The 18,998-nt window shown below is 73.8% G+C and carries 19 protein-coding genes; 7 read left to right on the forward strand and 12 right to left on the reverse strand.

Annotated elements, in window-relative coordinates:
- Positions 1–66 precede the first annotated feature (66 nt).
- The 10 genes from ACWEPX_RS26490 to ACWEPX_RS26535 form a co-directional block, all read right to left on the reverse strand.
- Positions 67–1,155 (reverse strand): acyl-CoA dehydrogenase family protein, encoded by a 1,089-nt coding sequence (locus ACWEPX_RS26490; RefSeq protein ID WP_451899958.1) that lies wholly within the window; start codon positions 1,153–1,155, stop codon positions 67–69.
- A gap of 100 nt (positions 1,156–1,255) precedes the next feature.
- Positions 1,256–1,474: a hypothetical protein gene (locus tag ACWEPX_RS26495; protein ID WP_451899959.1), complete on the reverse strand. Its 219-nt coding sequence runs from the start codon at positions 1,472–1,474 to the stop codon at positions 1,256–1,258.
- Positions 1,471–1,695: a hypothetical protein gene (locus tag ACWEPX_RS26500; RefSeq protein ID WP_451899960.1), complete on the reverse strand. Its 225-nt coding sequence runs from the start codon at positions 1,693–1,695 to the stop codon at positions 1,471–1,473. Before ACWEPX_RS26500 ends, ACWEPX_RS26495 begins: the two co-directional genes overlap by 4 nt.
- Positions 1,692–2,090 carry a RidA family protein gene (locus ACWEPX_RS26505; RefSeq protein ID WP_451899961.1) on the reverse strand — a complete coding sequence of 133 codons (399 nt, stop codon included), beginning with the start codon at positions 2,088–2,090 and terminating at the stop codon, positions 1,692–1,694. Before ACWEPX_RS26505 ends, ACWEPX_RS26500 begins: the two co-directional genes overlap by 4 nt.
- Positions 2,087–2,908: an enoyl-CoA hydratase family protein gene (locus ACWEPX_RS26510; protein WP_451899962.1), complete on the reverse strand. Its 822-nt coding sequence runs from the start codon at positions 2,906–2,908 to the stop codon at positions 2,087–2,089. Before ACWEPX_RS26510 ends, ACWEPX_RS26505 begins: the two co-directional genes overlap by 4 nt.
- Complete coding sequence (locus ACWEPX_RS26515; protein ID WP_451899963.1) at positions 2,905–3,585, reverse strand: SDR family NAD(P)-dependent oxidoreductase; 681 nt, start codon at positions 3,583–3,585, stop codon at positions 2,905–2,907. Before ACWEPX_RS26515 ends, ACWEPX_RS26510 begins: the two co-directional genes overlap by 4 nt.
- Positions 3,582–5,081 (reverse strand): benzoate-CoA ligase family protein, encoded by a 1,500-nt coding sequence (locus ACWEPX_RS26520; protein WP_451899964.1) that lies wholly within the window; start codon positions 5,079–5,081, stop codon positions 3,582–3,584. The genes ACWEPX_RS26515 and ACWEPX_RS26520 overlap by 4 nt, the downstream gene beginning before the upstream one ends.
- Positions 5,081–5,854, reverse strand: a complete 774-nt coding sequence (locus ACWEPX_RS26525) for a creatininase family protein (RefSeq protein ID WP_451900057.1) — start codon at positions 5,852–5,854, stop codon at positions 5,081–5,083. The genes ACWEPX_RS26520 and ACWEPX_RS26525 overlap by 1 nt, the downstream gene beginning before the upstream one ends.
- A 392-nt stretch (positions 5,855–6,246) precedes the next feature.
- Positions 6,247–8,274 carry an FAD-dependent monooxygenase gene (locus ACWEPX_RS26530; protein ID WP_451899965.1) on the reverse strand — a complete coding sequence of 676 codons (2,028 nt, stop codon included), beginning with the start codon at positions 8,272–8,274 and terminating at the stop codon, positions 6,247–6,249.
- Positions 8,271–9,101: an LLM class flavin-dependent oxidoreductase gene (locus tag ACWEPX_RS26535; RefSeq protein WP_451899966.1), complete on the reverse strand. Its 831-nt coding sequence runs from the start codon at positions 9,099–9,101 to the stop codon at positions 8,271–8,273. The genes ACWEPX_RS26530 and ACWEPX_RS26535 overlap by 4 nt, the downstream gene beginning before the upstream one ends.
- A gap of 87 nt (positions 9,102–9,188) precedes the next feature.
- On the opposite strand from ACWEPX_RS26535, the gene ACWEPX_RS26540 reads away from it, so the two are divergent.
- From ACWEPX_RS26540 to ACWEPX_RS26550, 3 genes are read left to right on the forward strand one after another with little or no spacing between them, the layout of a single operon-like run.
- Entirely contained in the window at positions 9,189–9,980 is a 792-nt protein-coding gene (locus ACWEPX_RS26540) for a PaaX family transcriptional regulator (protein WP_451899967.1), read from the forward strand.
- Positions 9,977–10,768, forward strand: a complete 792-nt coding sequence (locus ACWEPX_RS26545) for a tryptophan 2,3-dioxygenase (protein ID WP_451899968.1) — start codon at positions 9,977–9,979, stop codon at positions 10,766–10,768. The genes ACWEPX_RS26540 and ACWEPX_RS26545 overlap by 4 nt, the downstream gene beginning before the upstream one ends.
- The gene (locus ACWEPX_RS26550; RefSeq protein WP_451899969.1) at positions 10,765–11,931 is read left to right on the forward strand and encodes a kynureninase; all 1,167 of its coding nucleotides are present in this window, start codon (positions 10,765–10,767) and stop codon (positions 11,929–11,931) included. The genes ACWEPX_RS26545 and ACWEPX_RS26550 overlap by 4 nt, the downstream gene beginning before the upstream one ends.
- Here the strand turns inward: ACWEPX_RS26550 and ACWEPX_RS26555 are convergent.
- Positions 11,916–14,291 (reverse strand): ATP-binding cassette domain-containing protein, encoded by a 2,376-nt coding sequence (locus ACWEPX_RS26555; protein ID WP_451899970.1) that lies wholly within the window; start codon positions 14,289–14,291, stop codon positions 11,916–11,918. The two genes, ACWEPX_RS26550 and ACWEPX_RS26555, sit on opposite strands and share 16 nt — an antisense overlap.
- Before the next feature lie 186 nt (positions 14,292–14,477).
- Here ACWEPX_RS26555 and cmk point away from each other — a divergent pair, with 186 nt between their 5' ends.
- The 3 genes from cmk to der are packed head-to-tail and all read left to right on the forward strand — an operon-like array spanning position 14,478 to position 17,214.
- Positions 14,478–15,167 (forward strand): (d)CMP kinase, encoded by a 690-nt coding sequence (gene cmk / locus ACWEPX_RS26560; RefSeq protein ID WP_451900058.1) that lies wholly within the window; start codon positions 14,478–14,480, stop codon positions 15,165–15,167.
- Entirely contained in the window at positions 15,164–15,808 is a 645-nt protein-coding gene (locus tag ACWEPX_RS26565) for a lysophospholipid acyltransferase family protein (RefSeq protein ID WP_451899971.1), read from the forward strand. Before cmk ends, ACWEPX_RS26565 begins: the two co-directional genes overlap by 4 nt.
- Positions 15,805–17,214 (forward strand): ribosome biogenesis GTPase Der, encoded by a 1,410-nt coding sequence (gene der / locus ACWEPX_RS26570; protein ID WP_451899972.1) that lies wholly within the window; start codon positions 15,805–15,807, stop codon positions 17,212–17,214. The genes ACWEPX_RS26565 and der overlap by 4 nt, the downstream gene beginning before the upstream one ends.
- On the opposite strand, the gene ACWEPX_RS26575 is transcribed toward der, so the two are convergent.
- On the reverse strand, positions 17,211–17,960 hold the full coding sequence (locus ACWEPX_RS26575) for an alpha/beta fold hydrolase (protein ID WP_451899973.1): 750 nt from the start codon (positions 17,958–17,960) through the stop codon (positions 17,211–17,213). The two genes, der and ACWEPX_RS26575, sit on opposite strands and share 4 nt — an antisense overlap.
- A 104-nt stretch (positions 17,961–18,064) precedes the next feature.
- On the opposite strand from ACWEPX_RS26575, the gene ACWEPX_RS26580 reads away from it, so the two are divergent.
- The gene (locus tag ACWEPX_RS26580) at positions 18,065–18,730 is read left to right on the forward strand and encodes a response regulator (protein WP_451899974.1); all 666 of its coding nucleotides are present in this window, start codon (positions 18,065–18,067) and stop codon (positions 18,728–18,730) included.
- Positions 18,731–18,998: the final 268 nt, after the last annotated feature.

An 18,998-nucleotide genomic window follows, 5' to 3' on the forward strand; every position in this document is an offset into this window, starting at 1 on the left:
CGGTTCGGTGGCTTGGGCTGGCATCAGCTGAAACGAGCCGACCACCAACTTCATCCACGCCGGACGTCACGTGAACAGGCTGCGGGCGATGATCTCGCGTTGGATTTCTGAGGTGCCTTCGTAGATTCGGGGGGCTCGGACCTCCCGGTACAGGTGCTCCAAGAGATGGCCGCGCTCCAGTGCACGCGCCCCGTGCACCTGGACCGCCAGGTCCACCGCCACCTGGGCCGTCTCGGTGGCGAAGAGCTTGGCCATGGCCGAGAGGTGGCCGGTCGTGCCGGGGGCGGCGTCGTAGGCGGTGGCGGCGTCGTAGACGAGGAGGCGGGCGGCGCGGAGGCGGGTGGCGACGTCGGCCAGTTGGTGGGAGACGCCCTGGAAGGCGGACAGGGCCTTGCCGAAGGCGTGGCGGTGGGCGGCGTGGGTGACGGCGGCGTCCAGCGCGGCTTGCGCCATGCCGACGGCGAAGGCGCCGACGCTGGGGCGGAACAGGTCCAGGGTGCGCATGGCGACCTTCCAGCCGTCGCCGGGTTCGCCGATGAGCTGGTCGCGCCACACGGGGACGTCGGCGAAGCGGAGGGTGCCGATGGCGTGGGCGGCCATCAGGTCGAGGTGGGTGCCGGTCAGGCCGGGGCTGTCGCGGGGGACGGCGAAGGCGGTGATGCCCTGCCTGCCCTCGCCGGTGCGCGCGAACACCGAGTACACCTCGGCCTCCGGCGCGTGCGAGATGAAGGTCTTGACGCCGTTCAGCCGCCAGCCGTCGCCCGCGGGCGTGGCGGTCAGCGCCAGGGCGGCGGCGTCGGACCCGGCCTCGGGCTCAGTCAGCGCGAACCCGACGGCGGCGCGTCCCGCGGCGATCTGCGGCAGCCAGCGCCGCGCGGCGGGTCCACCTGCCAGCAGCATCGGGTACGCCCCGAGCCCCTGCAGCGCGAAGGCCGTCTCCGCCTCGGTGCAGTGCCGGGCCAGCCCCTCGCGGATCTCGCACAGCTCCACCGCCGAGGTCGGCAGGTACTCCCCGTCCCGCACCCGGAAGACCCGCTCCAGCAGCCCATGCTCGGCCAGCGCGACCAACAACTCCCGGTTGATCCGCCCCGGCACCCCCCGCGCAGCGACCGCACGCAACGGCCCCGCCGCCAGCTCCTCAGCCCGCTGCCTCATACGACCGCCACCCCCACCGACTCCCAGTCGACCAGCTCGGCCACACCCCGCGTTGCGACCGCACCCAGCGGTCCCGCCGCCAACTCTTCAGCCCGCTGCCTCATGCCACCGCCACTCCCACCAGCTTGAGCGTCGCCTTCCGCTGGAACAGCTCGGCCCCGTCCTGTGTGGCGACCGCGCGCAACGGCCCCGCCGCCAGCTCCCCAGTCCGCTGCCTCATGCGGCCCCCCACCGCCTCCCGGTCGAGCAGCTCGGCCACGCCCCATGTGGCGACCGCGCCCAGCGGCCTCGCCCCCAGCTCTTCAGTCCGCTGCGTCATGCGACCGCCACTCCCACCAGTTCGACCGTCGCCTTTCGCTGGAACAGCTCGGCCCCGCTCCGTGCACCGACCGCGCGCAGCGGTCCCTTCGCCAGCTCTTGAGCCCGCTGCTTCATGCGACCGCCACCCCCCACCGACTCCCAGTCGACCAGCTCCGCCGCGGCCCATGTGGCGACCGCGCGCAGCGGCCCCGCCGCGAGGTCCTCAGTCCGCTGCCTCATACCACCGCCACCCCCACCAGCTCGACCATCGCCTCCCGGTCGAACAGCTCCGCCACGCCGAGCAGCGCCACCGCCGGGTAGTGCCGACCGAAGTGCTTGCGCCACACCGGCCCCAGCGAGCCCAGCGCCGCCTTGTACGCCCCCACATCGGTCACGAAGATCTGCAACGACACCAGATCCCCCGGCACCCCACCCGCCGCCGCCAGCGCCGCCACCACGTTCCCCGCGGCGACGTCGAACTGCTCCACCATCGTCGTGCCCACGATCGCCCCCGTCGCGTCCTGCGCGGTCTGCCCTCCCAAGTGGACAGTCGACCCGGGCGCGGCGACGACGGCGTGCGCGAAGCCCACCGGTGGGGCCAGTTCCGGTGCGGTGACCACGCGGTGCCTGGTCATCGGCCGCTCCAGGTCGGGCGGCGGCCTGCGGACCAGGCGGCGTGGAACTCGGCGTGGTCGGCGGTGCGCATCATCAGGGCCTGGGCCACGGCCTCCAGCTCGATGGCGCCCGCGAGGTCCATGTCCTGCTCGCGCGTCAGCAGCACCTTCGTCGCCGAATAGGCCTGCGCGGGGCCGTCGGCCAGTCGGCGGGCCAGGGCTGCGGTCTCGGCGGGCAGGTCGTCGACCACCCGGGTCGCCAGGCCGATGCGCTCGGCGTGCTCGGCGTCCACCGAGTCGCCGAGCATCAGCAGTTCGGTGGCGCGGCCCAGGCCGACGATGCGGGGCAGCAGGTAGGCCGAGCCCATGTCGGCCCCGGCCAGGCCGACCCGGGTGAACAGGAACGCGAACTTCGCCGCGCGCGCCAGCAGCCGGAAGTCCGCCGCCAGCGCCAGCACCGACCCCGCGCCCGCGGCGACCCCGTTGACCGCGGCGATCACCGGCAGCGGGCACTCCCGCAGCGCCCGCACCACCGCTCCGGTCATCCTGGTGAATTCCAGCAGCCCGGTCACGTCCAGCTTCCGCAGCTCGCCGATGATCTCCTCGACGTCGCCGCCGGAGCAGAACCCGCGCCCGGCCCCGCGCAGCACCAGGACCCGCACGTCGCCGCGGTGCGGCAGCTCGGCGACGAGGTCGCGCAGGTCGGCGTAGGCGTCGAAGGTGAGGGCGTTGAGCTTCTCCGGCCGGTCGAGGGTGACCGTGGCGACGCCGTCGTCGACGGTGAAGCCGAAGTGCGCCCACTCGCGCGTGAACTCGGCCGAGGCCCGGTACGGGCTCATGTGACTCCTCCTCCATCCAGCACCAGCGCCTGGCCGTTGACCGCGGCCGCGTCCGCGAGGAACACCACCGCGTTGGCGACCTCGCCGGGTTCGAGCAGCCTGCCTAGCGGCGAGGTCGCGGCGATGGACCGCTCGGCCTCGGCGGTCGAGCGGCCGGTCAGGTGCGCGACCCGCCGCACCGATTCGGCGGTCATGTCCGTGCGCACGAACGTCGGGCACACCGCGTTGCAGGTGACCCCGGTGCCCGCGACCTCCGCGGCGACCGCCCGCATCAAGCCGACCGCGGCGTGCTTGGCGGCGCTGTAGGCCGAGGTGTAGCGCGCGCCCGAGATGCCTGCCGTCGACGCGATGGTGATGATCCGGCCGTGGTCGCGCTCGACCATCCCGGGCAGCACCGCGCGCGTGCACAGGAACGGCCCCAGCGCGTTGACCTCCATCGCCGACCGCCACTGGGCCGTGGTCGTCTTGGCCAGCGGCGCGCTCGTGGCGACCCCGGCGTTGTTGACCAGCACGTCGACCGCGCCCACCCGGGCGAAGAAGGCGGTCACCGCGGCCTCGTCGGTCACGTCGCATTCCGCACGGCCGACGGCGACCACCGTGTCGCCCAGCGCGGTGAAGCGGGCGGCGATGGCCGCGCCGATGCCGCGCGTGCCGCCGGTGACCACGACCCGCCTCATGGCAGCGCCTTGCGGTCGAGCTTGCCGTTCGCCGTGCGCGGCAGCTCCGCCAGGAACACGACCTTCTCCGGCGTCTTGTGCGGGGCCAGCCGGGCGCGGACGTAGGCGCGCAGCTCGTCGCCGTCCACCCCGTCGCCGACGACGTACGCCCACAGCCGGGTCAGCCCGTCGCTGTCGTGGCCAGCGACCGCGCACTCCACGACCCCGGGATGGCCGACCAGGCAGTGCTCGATCTCCGCTGGCGCGACCCACACCCCGCTGACCTTGAGCAGGTCGTCGGCCCGGCCGCGGTAGGCGAAGGCACCGTCGGGGCTGCGGACCACCAGATCGGCCGTGCGCACGGTGCGTGCGCGGGGGAAGGTCGTCGCGGTCTTGCCGGGATCGCCCTCGTACCGCAGGGCGACGCTGTCGCCGGTCACCTCCAGCGCCCCCACCACCCCGTCCGGCACCGGGACGCCCTCGGGATCGACCACCCGCGCCGCGTACCCGGGGACCGGCATGCCGATCGTCCCCGGCCGCGGCTGCCCGGGCCGGTTGGACAGGAAGATGTGGTACGCCTCCGACGACCCCATGCCGTCGACCACCTCGACGCCGAACCGGTCCACCCACCGCCGGTGCAGCTCCGGCGGCAGGGCCTCCCCGGCCGAGGTGCACAGCCGCAGGCAGCTCAAGTCCACATCAGACGGATGCGCCACCATCGCGCTCATCATCGTCGGCACGTTGACCAGGATCGTCGGCCGGTGCTCGGCGATCAGCGCGAAGACCCGCTCCGGGGTGGTCCGCTCGGGGAACACGATGCCCGCCGCGCCCACCCAGAACGGGAACAGCGCGGCCAGGTCGCGGGCGTAGCCGAAGAACAGCTTCGGCACCGGCAGCACCACGTCGTCGCGGTCGAGGGCCAGCACGCCCTGGCCGTAGGCGAGGTTGCTGAACAGCGGGCTGCGGGCGGTGTGCACGCACGCCTTCGGCCTGCCCGTGCTGCCGGTGGTGAACTTCCACAGCACCTCGTCGTCCAGGCCCACGGGCGCGGTTTCCGCTGTCGTGGTGGCGGCTTCGGCGAGGACATCGAGGTCGAACTCGTTGTCGCGCAGGTGGATTCCGCCTGCTCGGGCGACGAGCACCCTCCTGCCCTCGGTCCCGGCCTCCCGCACGCGGTCGAGCGTCTGCGGGTCGACGACCACGACGGCGGCGTCGGTGTAGCCGATGAAGTAGGCGTAGTCCTTGGCGGGCAGGAAGGTGTAGACCTCGGCGGTGATCGCGCCCGCCCGCTGCGCGCCGAACCACGCGGCGACGAAGTCCAGCCCGTCGGCCAGCGCCAGCAGCACCCGGTCACCCGGCCGCACGCCCAGCGCGCGCAGCACGGCGGCCAGCCGGTCGGCCCGCTCGACCAGCGCGGCGTAGGTGACCGGGCCGCTGGGGGTGAGCAGGGCGGTGCGCTGGCCGTCACCGCGCTCGACGGCGGCGTCGAGGAAGCGGGCGGCGAGGTTGGCGTCCATCACCCCTCCCCGACCAGCTCGGCGATCGTCTCCAGCAGCAGCTCGGCCAAGGTGTCGAAAGTGGACTCGCCCTCGGCCGCCGTCGCCGCGGCGGGAGCGCCGCAGTAGGCGCGCTCCATGCCCATCGCCGGGAAGTCGGCCGCGCCCGCCGCCATCCGGGCGGGCATGTCCACGAAGACCTCGGGCAGGTCGGCCATCGCCGCGCTGTCGACCAGCTCCGGCCGATCGGCCAGGACCAACGACGTCTCGTACCGTCCCGCGTGGCAGGAGCCGCTGCGAAACTCCTCGGTCAACCGCGCGGCGACGGCCCGCCTGGTCGGGTCGAGGTGACCGGTGCGGATACCGCGCTCGGCGAGCGTGCGCACGGCCTTGCGGATTGCCGCGACCTGCCCGGGCTCGAAGTGGTTGTTGACGATGACAACGTGCGGAAATCCTTGAGCGGCCAGCGCGGAGCAGATCTGCACGATGAGGTCGTGCAACACGCCCTCGCTAATCCCGACTGCGCCGGGGAAGTCGGTGCTCATGGTCGTGACGCCGTAGGGAATCGGCGGCAGCACCCGCACCGGGAACCGCCCCGCGACCCGCTCGCACACCCCGAGGGAGATCAGCAGATCAGTCCCCAACGGCGCATGCGGCCCATGCGGCTCGACCGCCCCGAGCGGCAACAACAGCACTGGTGGGTTGGCGGCTAGCTCACCTGCGGCGGGGGAGGTGAGATCGGCGAAGTTGACCCCAGCGCCTCCAGGGGGAAGGGCCGGGGAGCCGTCGGCCAACTCGCCCGCGGCGGGGGAGGGGAGGTCGTCGGACTTCAGTCGAGCGCCCCTGGCGGGGGCAGTGCGCGCTGGTGGGGCGGCGGCTGGTTCGCCTGCTGAGGCGAGGTCGTCAGAGTTGCCCCGGATGCCCTCGGTGGGGCGGTCCGTGCGCGGTGGCGGGGCGGCGGCTAGCTCGTCTGCCGCGGAGGAGGCGATGTCGCCGGTGTTGAGCCGAGTGCCGTCGGAGGGGTGGGGCACGGTCGCAGTGGGCGCCGGCGGGTTGGTGCCCCGTTCGCCTGCCGCTGGGGCGGTCTGGTTGGCGGAGGTGTCTCCGGCAGTGAGGGGAGTGGGGGCGGCGTGCGTTGGTGGGACGGCGGTCGGTTCGGCCGCCGGGGGTGCGGTGTCGCTGGTGGTCAAGTCAGGGCCTCCAGCGGGGAGGGGCGCGGGGTGAGGGCGCACAGGTCGGCTCGGCCTGCGGAGAGGATGGTGTTGGCCTCGTCGGTGGTGGTCAGGTAGCCGCCGACGAGGGTGCGGATGGCTGCTTCGGCGCGCACGCGGTCCGACAGGGCCGTGAGGTGGCCGCGGCCGTACTCCGGGCGGGACTCGGCGATGGTGTGGCCGGCGCGCACGTGCACCACGTCCGCGCCCCGCTCGCGCGCCTGCCGGGCCAGCGCCACGCCGTCGTCCGGGGTCAGGCCGCCGGGGGCGAGGTCGGCGACGCACAGCCGCACGACCAGCGGGCCCGGCCACTCCGCGCGCACCGCGTCGAGGACCTCCAGCGGGAAGGCCCGGGTGTGCGGGCGCGGGTTGGTCAGCGGGGACAGGAAGCCCGCCAGCAGGTGCCCGTCGGCCAGGTCCAGTTCCAGGACGTCGGCGTCGCGGGCGTGGCGGGCCGCGGCGGCGAACTGCACGCGCACGGCGTCGAAGTCGGTCAGCTCGGTCGGGACGGCGCTGAACGGCCCGTACGGCACGGCCGAGGCGGCCACCAGCGGCCAAGCCTCCTCACGCGGCAGCGGGATGTCCGCGCCCGCGTCGGCGGGCCGGGTCGCGCCGCGCGCACCCGCGTGGGTCAGCCGCACCGCCAGCAGGCCGCCGACCGCGTGCACGGCGTCGGCCAGCTTCGCCCACGGCGCGGAGGAGTCCAGGACCGGGGTGTCGGGGCAGATGCGGCCCTGCGGGGACACCGCGGCGGTCACCACGGCCAGGCCCGCGCCCGCCCGGATCGCCTCGACCGCGGTGTCGGGCGCGGCGTCGGCGACCAGCCGGTTGGGCAGCCGGGTCGCGCCGATGGCCAGCGGGGTGAACGCCGGTGGCGGCACGACCGCCCCGGGTGCGGCGCCCGCGAACCAGGCGTCGGCGACCCGGACCAGGTCGGGGTCGCGGGCGGCGAGGTTGGCGTGGGAGACCCGGCCGCTGCGGGTGAGCAGGTTGACCGCGAACTGGATCGGCGCGTAGCCGGTGTAGCGGGCGGTGTGCCGGAAGTAGGTCGCGCTGTCGCCCGCGGCCTGCTGGAACCGCTCGACCACCGGCTGCCGCTCGCCCTCGTACTCGGCCAGCGCCTCGCTCAGCGAACTCGTGCGCTCCACAGCGGCGGCCAAGGCGACGGCATCCTCCATCGCCAGCTTGGTCCCCGAGCCGATGGAGAAGTGCGCGGTGTGCGCGGCATCCCCGACCAGCACGGTGTTGCCGTCGTACCAGCGCTTGCAGCTCACCCGGGGGAAGTCGAGCCAGCGGGAGCGGTTGGACAGCAGGCGGTGCCCGGCCAGGTCGTCGGCGAACACCTCCGCGCAGAAGGCGATGCTCCCGGCCTCGTCGAGCCCGTCGAGCCCGGCCCGCCGCCACACCGGCTCGGCGCACTCGACGATCCACGTGCCCCGGTGCTCGTCGTAGGGGTAGGCGTGCGCCTGGAACAGCCCGTGCTCGGTCTCCCGGAAGCTGAAGGTGAAGGAGTCCAGCGGCAGGTCGGTGCCGTACCAGATGTACTTGCCGCCTTCGGGCCGCACCGACGCGTCGAAGCGCCCGGCGGCGCGCAAGCGGCTGTGGGCGCCGTCGGCGGCCACCACGAGATCGGCCTCGGGCGGGGTGTCCACCTCGACGCCGAAGCGCAGATCGGCGCCCAGGGACCGGGCGCGCTCCTGGAGGATGGCCAGCAGCCGGGTGCGGGCGATGGCGGTGAACTCGTTGCCGCCCGCGTGCACGAGCTTGCCGCCGAAGCGGATGTCCACCGCCGACCAGCGGGCGAACGAGTCGGTGATCGCCTGGTGGGTGGGCGCGTCGGCCTCGCGGAGGCCGCCGAGGGCGCCCGCGGAGAAGACCACGCCCCAGCCGAAGGTGGCGTCCGGGGCGTTGCGCTCCAGCACGGTCACCCCGTGCCCGGCCTTGCGCAGCAGGATCGCCAGGAAGAGCCCGGCAGGCCCGCCCCCGACCACGACGGTGTTCATGCGACCACCTCGGCCAGCCGCTGCGCCTCCGCGGGATCGGCGGTGGTGGGGAACAGGACCAGCTCGTCGCAGCCCGCGTCGGCGTACCCGCGGACGAAGTCGCGCACCTCGCGCGCCGAGGTCAGCGCCCCGGCGGCGATCCGGTCGGCGAACGGGCCGGTGAAGGCGTAGTAGTCGCGCAGGTAGTCCCGGCCGCGGTCGGGGTCGACCAGCGCGACGTACCCCTGGCCCCACAGCAGCGGCTCGCCCGGCCTGCCCAGGTCCTGCCAGGCGGCGCGGGCCTTGGTGGCCGCCGAGGCGAACGCCCGCGGCGGGCCGCCGCCGTGGGCGTAGCCGTCGCCGTAGCGGGCCATCCGCGCCAGCGCCGCCCCGCTGCTCCCGCCGACCAGCAGCCCGACGCCGCCGCGGCCGAAGCGCGGCACCGGGAACTCGGCGACCTCGCCGCGCAGGTAGGCCAGCTGGGCCGAGAGCGCCCGGCCCCGGGTGCGGTGGTCGACGCCCGCGGCCGCGTAGTCGTCCCGGCGGGCGCCGACGGCCAGGCCGAGGGTCAGCCGACCGGGGGCCAGCGCGTCGATCGCGGCGGCCTGCTTGGCCAGCAGGGCGGGGGAGCGCAGCGGGCCGATGGCGATCATGGTGGCCAGGCCGATGCGGGTGGTGACCGCGGCCGCGGCCGCGAGCGCGGCGAACGGCTCGACGCTGCCGTAGCGGATCCGGTCGAGGACGCCGAGGGTGCTGAAGGGGCCCGCGTCGGCCGTCCGCGCCCAGTCGAGCAGGGCCTGCCCGGTCATCCCGGGGACCGTCGTGGGCAACCCGATTCCGACCTGCACCAGCCACACCGCCCTGTGCGCCGTACGGTCCTGCGGACGATCAAACGTTACGGTTGACTCCGGTAGGGTGTCAACTAAACTGCGACCGTGTCCGACAGCGCGCCCCAGGACCTCGTCCTGACCATCCTCGGCGCGCATCTGCGGCCCCGCGAGTCGACCCCGGTGTGGTCCGGCGGGCTGGTCACCCTGCTCGGCGGCTTCGGGTACACCCCAGGAGCCAGCCGGGTCGCGCTCAACCGGCTCGTGGCGGGCGGCCTGCTGGCCAGGGCCCGCGACGGCAGGCTCGTGCACTACACCCTCACCCGCCGCGCGCTGGACGTGCTGGCCGAGGGCGACGAGCGCATCTTCGGCCTCGGCGCGGCGCGCACCGGCGAGGTGGCGTGGACCGTGCTGTGGCACAGCATCCCCGAGGAGCGCCGCGACGCGCGGACCCGGCTGGTGCGCAGGCTGCGCTTCCTCGGCTTCGGCCAGGTCCAGGACGGCGCCTGGCTCGCCGCCCACGACCGCGCCGCCCAGGTCACCCGGCTGTGCGCCGAACTCGGCGTGGAGAAGCACACCGGCGTGCTGGTCGGCGCGCCCGTCCCCGACTTCGCCGACTTCGCCCGCCGGGTGTGGGACCTCGACGCCCTGGCCGAGCGCTACCGCGCCTTCGTCGCCGACTTCGCCGACGTGCGCGCCGACTCCGACGCCGCGGCCTTCCACCTGCGGGTGCGGCTGGTGCACGCCTTCCGCCAGTTCGCCCTGCTCGACCCGGAGCTGCCCGCCGACCTCATCGCCCCACCCCCCGACCGGGCCGCGGCCGTGCGGCTCTTCCATGACCGGTACCCCGCGCTGGAGACCCCGGCGCGACGGCACTTCGACGGAGTGATGACGCCGTGACCGACCAATCGGCCGCCCTGACCTACACCTCCTATCTCGCCCTGGACGAGATCCTGGGCGCCCAGCGGCCGCGCTCCGACGAGCACGACGAACCGCTGTTCATCGTCGTGCACCAGGTCTACGAGCTGTGGTTCAAGCAGCTGCTGCACGAGCTGGAGCACCTGCAGGAGCGGCTGGCCGCGGGCGACACCGCGCACGCCGTGCGCACCCTGCGCCGCGTGCTGACCATCCTCAAGGTCGTCGTCGCCCAGATCGACGTGCTGGAGACGATGACCCCGCGCCAGTTCACCAGCTTCCGCGCCCGCCTCGACTCCTCCAGCGGCTTCCAGTCCGCCCAGTTCCGCCAGCTGGAGGCCGTGCTGGGCCGCCGCGACCGCCGCGCGTTCGCCCACTACCCCGAGGGCGGCGAGCAGCGCGCCGCGATCGAGGCCGCGATGGCGCGGCCCTCGGTGATGGACTCCTTCGTGGCCTACCTGGTCAAGCACGGCTACGACGTCCCGGCGTCGGTCGTCTCCCGCGACGTCGGCCAGGCGTGGGTGGAGTCCCCCGAGCTGCAGCGCGTCCTGCTGCAGGTCTACACCGACGACTCCGGGCCGTCCACGGTGGCCGAGCACCTGGTCGACCTGGACGAGGGGATGCAGGAGTGGCGCTACCGGCACGTCAAGATGGTCGAGCGCACGATCGGCGACAAGCGCGGCTCGGGCGGCTCGGCGGGCGCGAAGTACCTGCGGGGCACGCTGTTCCAGCCGGTGTTCCCGGACCTGTGGGCCGTGCGGAGCCTGCTGTGAGCCTGGCCGAGCACTACTCGCGGTTCGCCGTCGCCGACCGCCTGCTGCTGACCGGCCACTCCCACCAGGCGTGGCCGGACGTCGCCAGGGACGCCCAGCTGGCCGCCTTCGACGCCGCCGCGTCCCTTGTGGACGAGAAGTGGGGCGAGGCGTTCGCCAAGGCCGACCGGGTGCGCGAGCACTTCCGCGCGCTGCTGTCCGAACCCGGCGGCGACATCGCCCTCGGGCAGAACACCCACGAGCTGGTCATCCGGTTCCTGTCCGCGCTCGACCTGCGCGCCCGACCCCGGCTGATCACCACCGACGGCGAGTTCCACACCCTGCGCAGGCAGCTCGCCCGCCTGGCCGAAGCCGGGTTGGCCGTCGTGCGCGTGCCCGCCGAGCCCGCCGACAGCCTCGCGGCCCGGCTGGCCGCCGAAGTGGACGACCGCACCGCCGCGGTCCTGGTGTCCTCGGTGCTGTTCGAGACCGCCCGCATCGTCCCCGACCTCGGCGAGCTGGCCGCCGCCGCGGCGCGGGTCGGGGCCGAGCTGCTCGTCGACGCCTACCACGCGCTCGGCGTCGTGCCGTTCCCGCTGGCCGAGCAGGGCCTGGCCGACGCCTGGGTCGTCGGCGGCGGGTACAAGTACCTGCAGCTGGGGGAGGGCAACTGCTTCCTGCGCCTGCCCGCCCACGCCCAGGCCATGCGCCCGGTGCTGACCGGCTGGTTCGCCGAGTTCGACGCGCTGGCCGCCGAGCGCGACCCCGCCCACGTCGACTACGCCCCGGGCGGGCACCGGTTCGCGGGCTCGACCTACGACCCCACCAGCCACTACCGCGCCGCCCGGGTCGCCGACTTCTTCGCCGAGCACGGGCTCACCGACCACGCGCTGCGGGCGATCTCGCTGCGCCAGACCGCCCTGCTGGCCGCCGAGTTCGACGCGCTCGACCTGCCGCCGGGGCTGATCACCCGCGACCGCGACCTGCCGCGCACCTCCTACGGCGGGTTCCTCGCCCTGCGCACCCCGCGGGCCGCGCAGCTGCAGGCCGCGCTGCGCGAGCGCGGGGTGCTCACCGACAACCGCGGTGAGCACCTCCGCTTCGGCCCCGCGCCGTACCTGGCCGACGACCAGCTCCGGGCGGCGATGGCCGCGCTCGGCGAGGCGGCTCAGGCGCCCACGTAGTCCGCGAGGTGCTCGCCGGTGACCGTCGAGCGGGCGGCCACCAGGTCGGCGGGCGTGCCCTCGAAGACGATCTGGCCGCCGTCGTGGCCCGCGCCCGGACCGATGTCGATGATCCAGTCGGCGTGCGCCATCACGGCCTGGTGGTGCTCGATGACGATGACCGACTTGCCCGAGTCGACCAGCCGGTCGAGCAGGCCGAGCAGCTGCTCGACGTCGGCCAGGTGCAGACCGGTGGTCGGCTCGTCGAGGACGTAGACGCCGCCCTTCTCGGCCATGTGCGTGGCCAGTTTGAGCCGCTGCCGCTCGCCGCCGGAGAGCGTGGTGAGCGGCTGGCCCAGCTTGAGGTAGCCCAGGCCGACGTCCACCAGGCGCTTGAGGATGGCGTGCGCGGCGGGCAGCTTGGCCTCGCCGTCGGCGAAGAACTCCTCGGCCTCGGTCACCGACATCGCCAGCACCTCGCTGATGTCGCGCCCGCCGAAGTGGTACTCCAGCACCGCGGCCTGGAAGCGCTTGCCGTCGCACTCCTCGCAGGTGGTGGCCACCCCGGCCATCATCGCCAGGTCGGTGTAGATCACCCCGGCGCCGTTGCAGGTCGGGCACGCGCCCTCGGAGTTGGCGCTGAACAGGGCGGGCTTGACGTCGTTGGCCTTGGCGAAGGCCTTGCGGATCGGCTCCAGCAGGCCGGTGTAGGTCGCCGGGTTGCTGCGCCGCGAGCCGCGGATGGCGGTCTGGTCGACCGAGACGACCCCGGCCGACGCCGGGATGGAGCCGTGGATCAGCGAGCTCTTACCCGAGCCCGCCACGCCGGTGACCACGCACAGGACGCCGAGCGGGACGTCGACGTCGACCTTCTTCAGGTTGTGCCGGTCGGCGCCGCGGATCTCCAGCTTGCCCTTGGGCTTGCGCACCTTGGCCTTGAGCGCGGCCCGGTCGTCCAAGTGCCGCCCGGTCACCGTGTCGCTGCCGCGCAGGCCGTCGACCGGGCCTTCGTAGCAGACCGTGCCGCCGCCGCTACCGGCGCCGGGGCCGAGGTCGACCACGTGGTCGGCGATCGCGATGACCTCCGGCTTGTGCTCGACCACCAGCACGGTGTTGCCCTTGTCGCGGAGCTGGAGCAGCAGCTCGTTCATCCGCTGGATGTCGTGCGGGTGCAGGCCGATGGTGGGCTCGTCGAAGACGTAGGTGACGTCGGTGAGGCTGGAGCCGAGGTGGCGGACCATCTTGACCCGCTGCGCCTCGCCGCCGGAGAGCGTGCCGGAGGGCCGGTCGAGGGAGAGGTAGCCCAGGCCGATCTTGACGAAGGAGTCCAGGGTGTGGCCCAGCTTGGCGATCAGCGGGGCCACCGACGGCTCGTTCAGCTCGCTGACCCACTTGGCCAGGTCGCTGATCTGCATCGCGCAGGCGTCGGCGATGTTGATCTTCTTGATCTTCGAGGACCGGGCCGCGGCGTTGAGCCGGGTGCCGTCGCAGTCCGGGCAGGTGTCGAACTTGACCGCGCGCTCGACGAAGGCCCGCACGTGCGGCTGCAGCGACTCCTTGTCCTTGGACAGGAACGACTTCTGGATCTTCGGGATGAGTCCCTCGTAGGTGAGGTTGGAGCTCTCGACCTTGACCTTCGTCGGCTCCTTGTAGAGGAAGTCCTGCATCTCCTTCTTGGTGAAGTCCTTGATCGGCTTGTTGGGGTCGACGAACCCGGACTTGGCGTAGATCTGCACGGTCCAGTAGTTGTCGGACTTCCACCCGGGGATGGTGAACGCGCCCTCGGCGATCGACTTGGTGTCGTCGTAGAGCTGGGTGAGGTCGATGTCGGAGACCTTGCCGCGGCCCTCGCACCGCGGGCACATGCCGCCGGTGATGCTGAACTCGCGCTTCTCCTTGACCGCCTGCCCGCCGCGCTCGACGGTGACGGCCCCGGCCCCGCTGATCGAGGCGACGTTGAAGGAGAACGCCTGGGGGGAGCCGATGTGCGGCTTGCCGATCCGGCTGAACAGGATCCGCAGCATCGCGTTGGCGTCGGTGACCGTGCCGACGGTGGAGCGCGGGTCGGACCCGATGCGCTCCTGGTCGACGATGATCGCGGTGGTCAGGCCGTCGAGCACGTCGACGTCGGGGCGCGCCATCGTGGGCATGAACCCCTGGACGAACGTGCTGTAGGTCTCGTTGATCATCCGCTGCGACTCGGCGGCGACCGTGCCGAAGACCAGCGAGCTCTTGCCGGAGCCGGAAACCCCGGTGAACACCGTCAGCCGCCGCTTGGGGATCTCGACGCTGACGTCCTTGAGGTTGTTCACCCGCGCGCCGTGCACGCGGATCATGTCGTGGCTGTCCGCGACGTGCTCCACAATCGTCTCCTTGCTCATGTGGCCACACGCTAAACCCGCCCGCCCGCCGCCCGCTTCTCGATTCATGCTCCGTCGGCGACCGGGCGGCCAGCGGCAGCCCACCGGCCGACCCGCGGGCTCCACCGGGCAGAATGGGCCGTCACGTGCGCACGGTTCGGGGAGGAAACAGCGGTGGATCACGGCGAGTTGCGCGGTGTGGTCGCGATGGACGGCCCCTCCGGCACCGGTAAGTCCACCGTCGCCAAGCGGCTGGCGGACCGCCTCGGCGCGGCCTACCTCGACACCGGCGCGATGTACCGGGCCATCACCCTGGCCGTGCTGCGCGCGGGCGTCGACCCCGCCGACGCCGCGGCCGTGCTGCGCGTCGCCGAGGCCGCCGACCTGGGCATCGGCGCCGCGGTGGACGCCCCCGTGCTGCTCGACGGCGACGACGTCTCCGCCGAGATCCGCGGCCCCGAGGTCACCCTGGCCGTCTCCGCGGTGTCGGCGGTGCCCAAGGTCCGCGAGCGCCTCGTCGCGCTGCAGCGGCGGATGATCAGCGAGGCCAGGGCGCGCCGCGGCGGCATCGTCGTCGAGGGCCGCGACATCGGCACCGTCGTCGCCCCCGACGCCGCGCTCAAGGTCTTCCTCACCGCCAGCGCCGACGCCCGCGCCCAGCGCCGGGCGATGCAGGACAGCGCCGCCGGGCGCGAGGTCACCGTCGACGCCACCCTCGCCGACGTCGAGCGCCGCGACCGCCTGGACTCCACCCGCGCCGTCTCGCCCATGCGCCCGGCCCACGACGCCGTGGAGGTCGACACCACCGACCTCGACATCGACGGGGTCCTGGACCGGCTGGTCGAGCTGGTCGACGAGCGCGGGATGCGGGCCACTGCGGAGGCCAACGGCCGATGATCGATGCGCCCGACCTGCCCGAGGGCGCGGTGCCCCGGCTGGCCGACACCGCCCGCTGGATCGGCGCCTGGCTGCACCGGCCCGCCTTCCGGGTCCGCGTCACCGGCCGCGAGCGCGTGCCGCGCACCGGCCCGGTCGTGCTCGTGGCCAACCACAGCTCGCTGCTGGAGCCGCAGCTGATCTACGGAATGCTGCCGCGCCGCTCGGTGTTCCTGGTCAAGGAGGAGCTGTTCCGCGGCCTCGCGGGACGGCTGCTGCGCGCCATCGGCCAGGTGCCGATCCGGCGCGGCGAGGCCGACCGCGCGCCGCTGATGGCGGCCGTGCGGGTGCTGCGCGGCGGCGGGCTCGTCGGGGTCTTCCCCGAGGGCACCCGCGGCGCAGGCGACGTCACCGCGGCCGAGCAGGGCGCGGCCTGGCTGGTCCGCGCCTCCGGGGCGCTGGTGCTGCCGGTCGCCACCCGCGGCACCCGCCGTCCCGACGGCGCCCGCAGGCGGTTCCGGCCGGTCGTCGACCTGCTGGTCGGCGAACCGTTCGCGCTGGAGGTCGGGCGCGGCCGCTCGGGCCTGCACGAGGCCACCGAACAGATCCGGGTCCGCCTCGCGGGCCTGGTGCACGAACTAGACGAGAAGCGACGGGCATGACCGAACTGGATGGCACCTGGTCCGACGAGTCCGAATGGACCGCGGTCACCGAAATCGAGGACGCCGGGGACGGGGGCGCAGCCCCCCCGCAGCCGGTGCTGGCCATCGTCGGTCGGCCCAACGTGGGCAAATCGACGCTGGTCAACCGCATCCTGGGCCGCCGGGAGGCGGTCGTGCAGGACGTGCCGGGGGTGACCCGCGACCGGGTCGCCTACGACGCGCAGTGGAGCGGGCGCAAGTTCACCGTGCTCGACACCGGCGGCTGGGAGCCCAAGGCCGAGGGCATGGCTGCCGCGGTCGCCGCCCAGGCCGAGTACGCGATGCAGCACGCCGACGCCGTGCTGGTCGTGGTCGACGCCACCGTCGGCGCAACGGCGACCGACGAGGCGGTGGCCCGGGTGCTGCGCCGCTCCAAGCGGCCCGTGCTGCTGGTGGCCAACAAGGTCGACGACGAGCGCCTGCTCGCCGACACCGCGGCCCTGTGGTCGCTGGGCCTGGGCGAGCCGTACCCGGTCAGCGCCCTGCACGGGCGCAACTCCGGCGACCTGCTCGACGCCATCCTGGCCGTGCTCCCGGAGACCCCGCGCGAGACCTACACCGCCGCCGCGGGCGGCCCGCGCCGGGTCGCCCTGGTCGGCAAGCCCAACGTCGGCAAGTCCAGCCTGCTCAACCGGCTGACCGGCGAGGACCGCGCCGTGGTCGACTCGGTCGCGGGCACCACGGTCGACCCGGTGGACTCCCTGGTCGAGCTGGACGGCCAGGTGTGGCGGTTCGTCGACACGGCGGGCCTGCGCAAGCGGGTCAACTTCGCCAGCGGCGCGGAGTACTACGCCTCCCTGCGCACCAAGGGCGCGATCGAGTCCGCCGAGGTCGCAATTGTGCTGCTCGACGCCAGCGAGCCCATCTCCGAGCAGGACCTGCGGGTGCTGACGATGGTGGTCGACGCGGGCCGGGCGTGCGTGCTCGCGCTGAACAAGTGGGACCTCGTCGACGAGGACCGCCGCCACGAGCTGGAGCGGGAGCTGGAGCGCGGCCTGGTGCGGGTCACCTGGGCCGAGCGGGTCAACGTCTCGGCGCTCACCGGCCGCGCCGTGCGCAAGCTCGCCCCCGCGCTGCGCACCGCGCTGGCGTCCTGGGACCAGCGCATCCCCACCGGGCGGCTCAACGGCTGGCTCAACGACCTGGTCGCCGCCACCCCGCCGCCGGTGCGCGGCGGCAAGCAGCCCAAGATCCTCTTCGCCACCCAGGCGTCCACCCGGCCGCCGACGTTCGTGCTGTTCACGACCGGTTTCCTGGAGGCTGGCTACCGCCGCTTCGTCGAGCGCAGGCTGCGCGAGGAGTTCGGCTTCGCAGGCAGCCCGATCCGCATCTCGGTGCGCGTGCGGGAGAAGAAGCAGCGCCGCTAGGCCGCGTGCTCCCGCAGCAGCTTGGCGGTCAGCTCCGGGCGCTCCCACCAGAACAGGTGGCCCACCTCGGCCATGACCTCCAGGCGGGCGCCGGGGATGGCCCCGGCGACGTGCGCGGCGTTGGCGAAGGGGACGATCTCGTCCGCGGTGCCGTGGATGACCAGCGTGGGCGCGGTGACGCCCGCGAGGTCGGCCACGGCGTCGTGCCGCAGCGCGGCGAGCTGCTGCATCATGATCACCTGGGTGGGCACCCGCTCGGCCAGCGCGGCATCGGCGAAGCGGGCGAACCAGCCCTCGTCGGCGCGCGTCGCGGGGGAGAGGTTGGCCTCGTAGCTGGCGCGCATGGTCTCGCGGACGTCCCCAGTCGAGCGGGCCCTGGCGATGCGCGCCAGCCCGGGGCTGCTCAGGGTGCCGCCGCTGCCCGCGTACGTGCAGCCCAGGGCCAGCGTGCGCACCTTCTCCGGGTGCCGGATGGCCAGCTGCTGGGCGACCATCCCGCCGAGGCTCGTGCCGAAGACGTGGGCGTCGGCCCAGCCCAGCGCGCCGACCAGCGCGGCGGCGTCGTCGGCGAGGTCGGTGACCTCGTAGGGCGGCTCGGCCCGGCTGCTGGCGCCGATGCCGCGGTGGTCGTAGGCCACGACGTCGAAGTCGCGCTCCAGCTCGGCCAGCAGCGGCTCGCCCCACATCCGGTGGTGGCCCGCCATCCCCTGGATGAGCAGCAGCGGCGGACCGTCACCGCGCCTCACGTAGTGCAGTGAACGGTCACCCAGATCGGCGATGGCCACGGCGGTTTCTCCTGTCGTCGGACGGGGACGAGGTTAGGCTCGAACCGCACACGGGGAGGACCGACGTGGCCGCAGACACACCCATCCGTGTCGTCCTCGCCGACGACGAGCCGCTCCTGCGGCACGGGCTGCGGGTGCTGCTCACCGCCGACGGCCGGGTCGACGTGGTCGCCGAGGCGGGCGACGGAGCCGAAGCCGTCGCCGCCGTCCGCCACCACCGCCCCGACGTCCTCCTCCTCGACGTCCAGATGCCCGTCGTCGACGGCCTCACCGCCCTCCGCGAACTCTCCGACGTCCCGGTCATCACCGCGATCCTCACCACCTTCGACCTCGACGACTACGTCGCGCGTGCCCTGGAGTTGGGCGCCGCGGGCTTCCTCCTCAAGGACGCCGAACCAGACGTCCTCATCCGCGCCGTCCTGGACCTGGCAGCAGGCGGCGCGGTCCTCGACCCGCGCATCACCGCCCGCCTCCTACCCCGCCTCCGCAGCGCGGGCCTGTCCCTGCGCCGCTCCCAAGCCCTCACCGCCCTCAGCGCCCGCGAACGCCAAGTCCTCGACCAGCTGGCTGACGGCCGCGCCAACGCCACCATCGCCGAGTCCCTGGGCCTGACCGAGGCAACGGTCAAGAGCTACGTCTCCCAGGTCCTGACCAAACTGGGCGTCCACAACCGAGTCCAAGCCGCCCTCCTACTCCACGGCATAGACCTCCCCGCCGAGGAGCGCCTATGACCACCCAACCCCAACCCCGCCCCCACCACACCGCCCACCCACCCCCTCCACCCTCACGTATCGCTACCGCCACCCCGTTCCCACCCTCCACCCCACCCCGCCCCCCGCTGACCACCCCCATCCCTGGCGGCCGCGCCCGTCGCCCTCAACCCGCCAACCCACCTCCGCCGACCGCGACCGTCCCCGACGACCCCACCTGTCGCCCTCATTCCGCCAGTCCACCTCCGCCGCCTGTGACCGCTGCCGCCTCCGACGGTTCCGCCCGGCG

The organism is Actinokineospora sp. NPDC004072, from assembly GCF_053604195.1.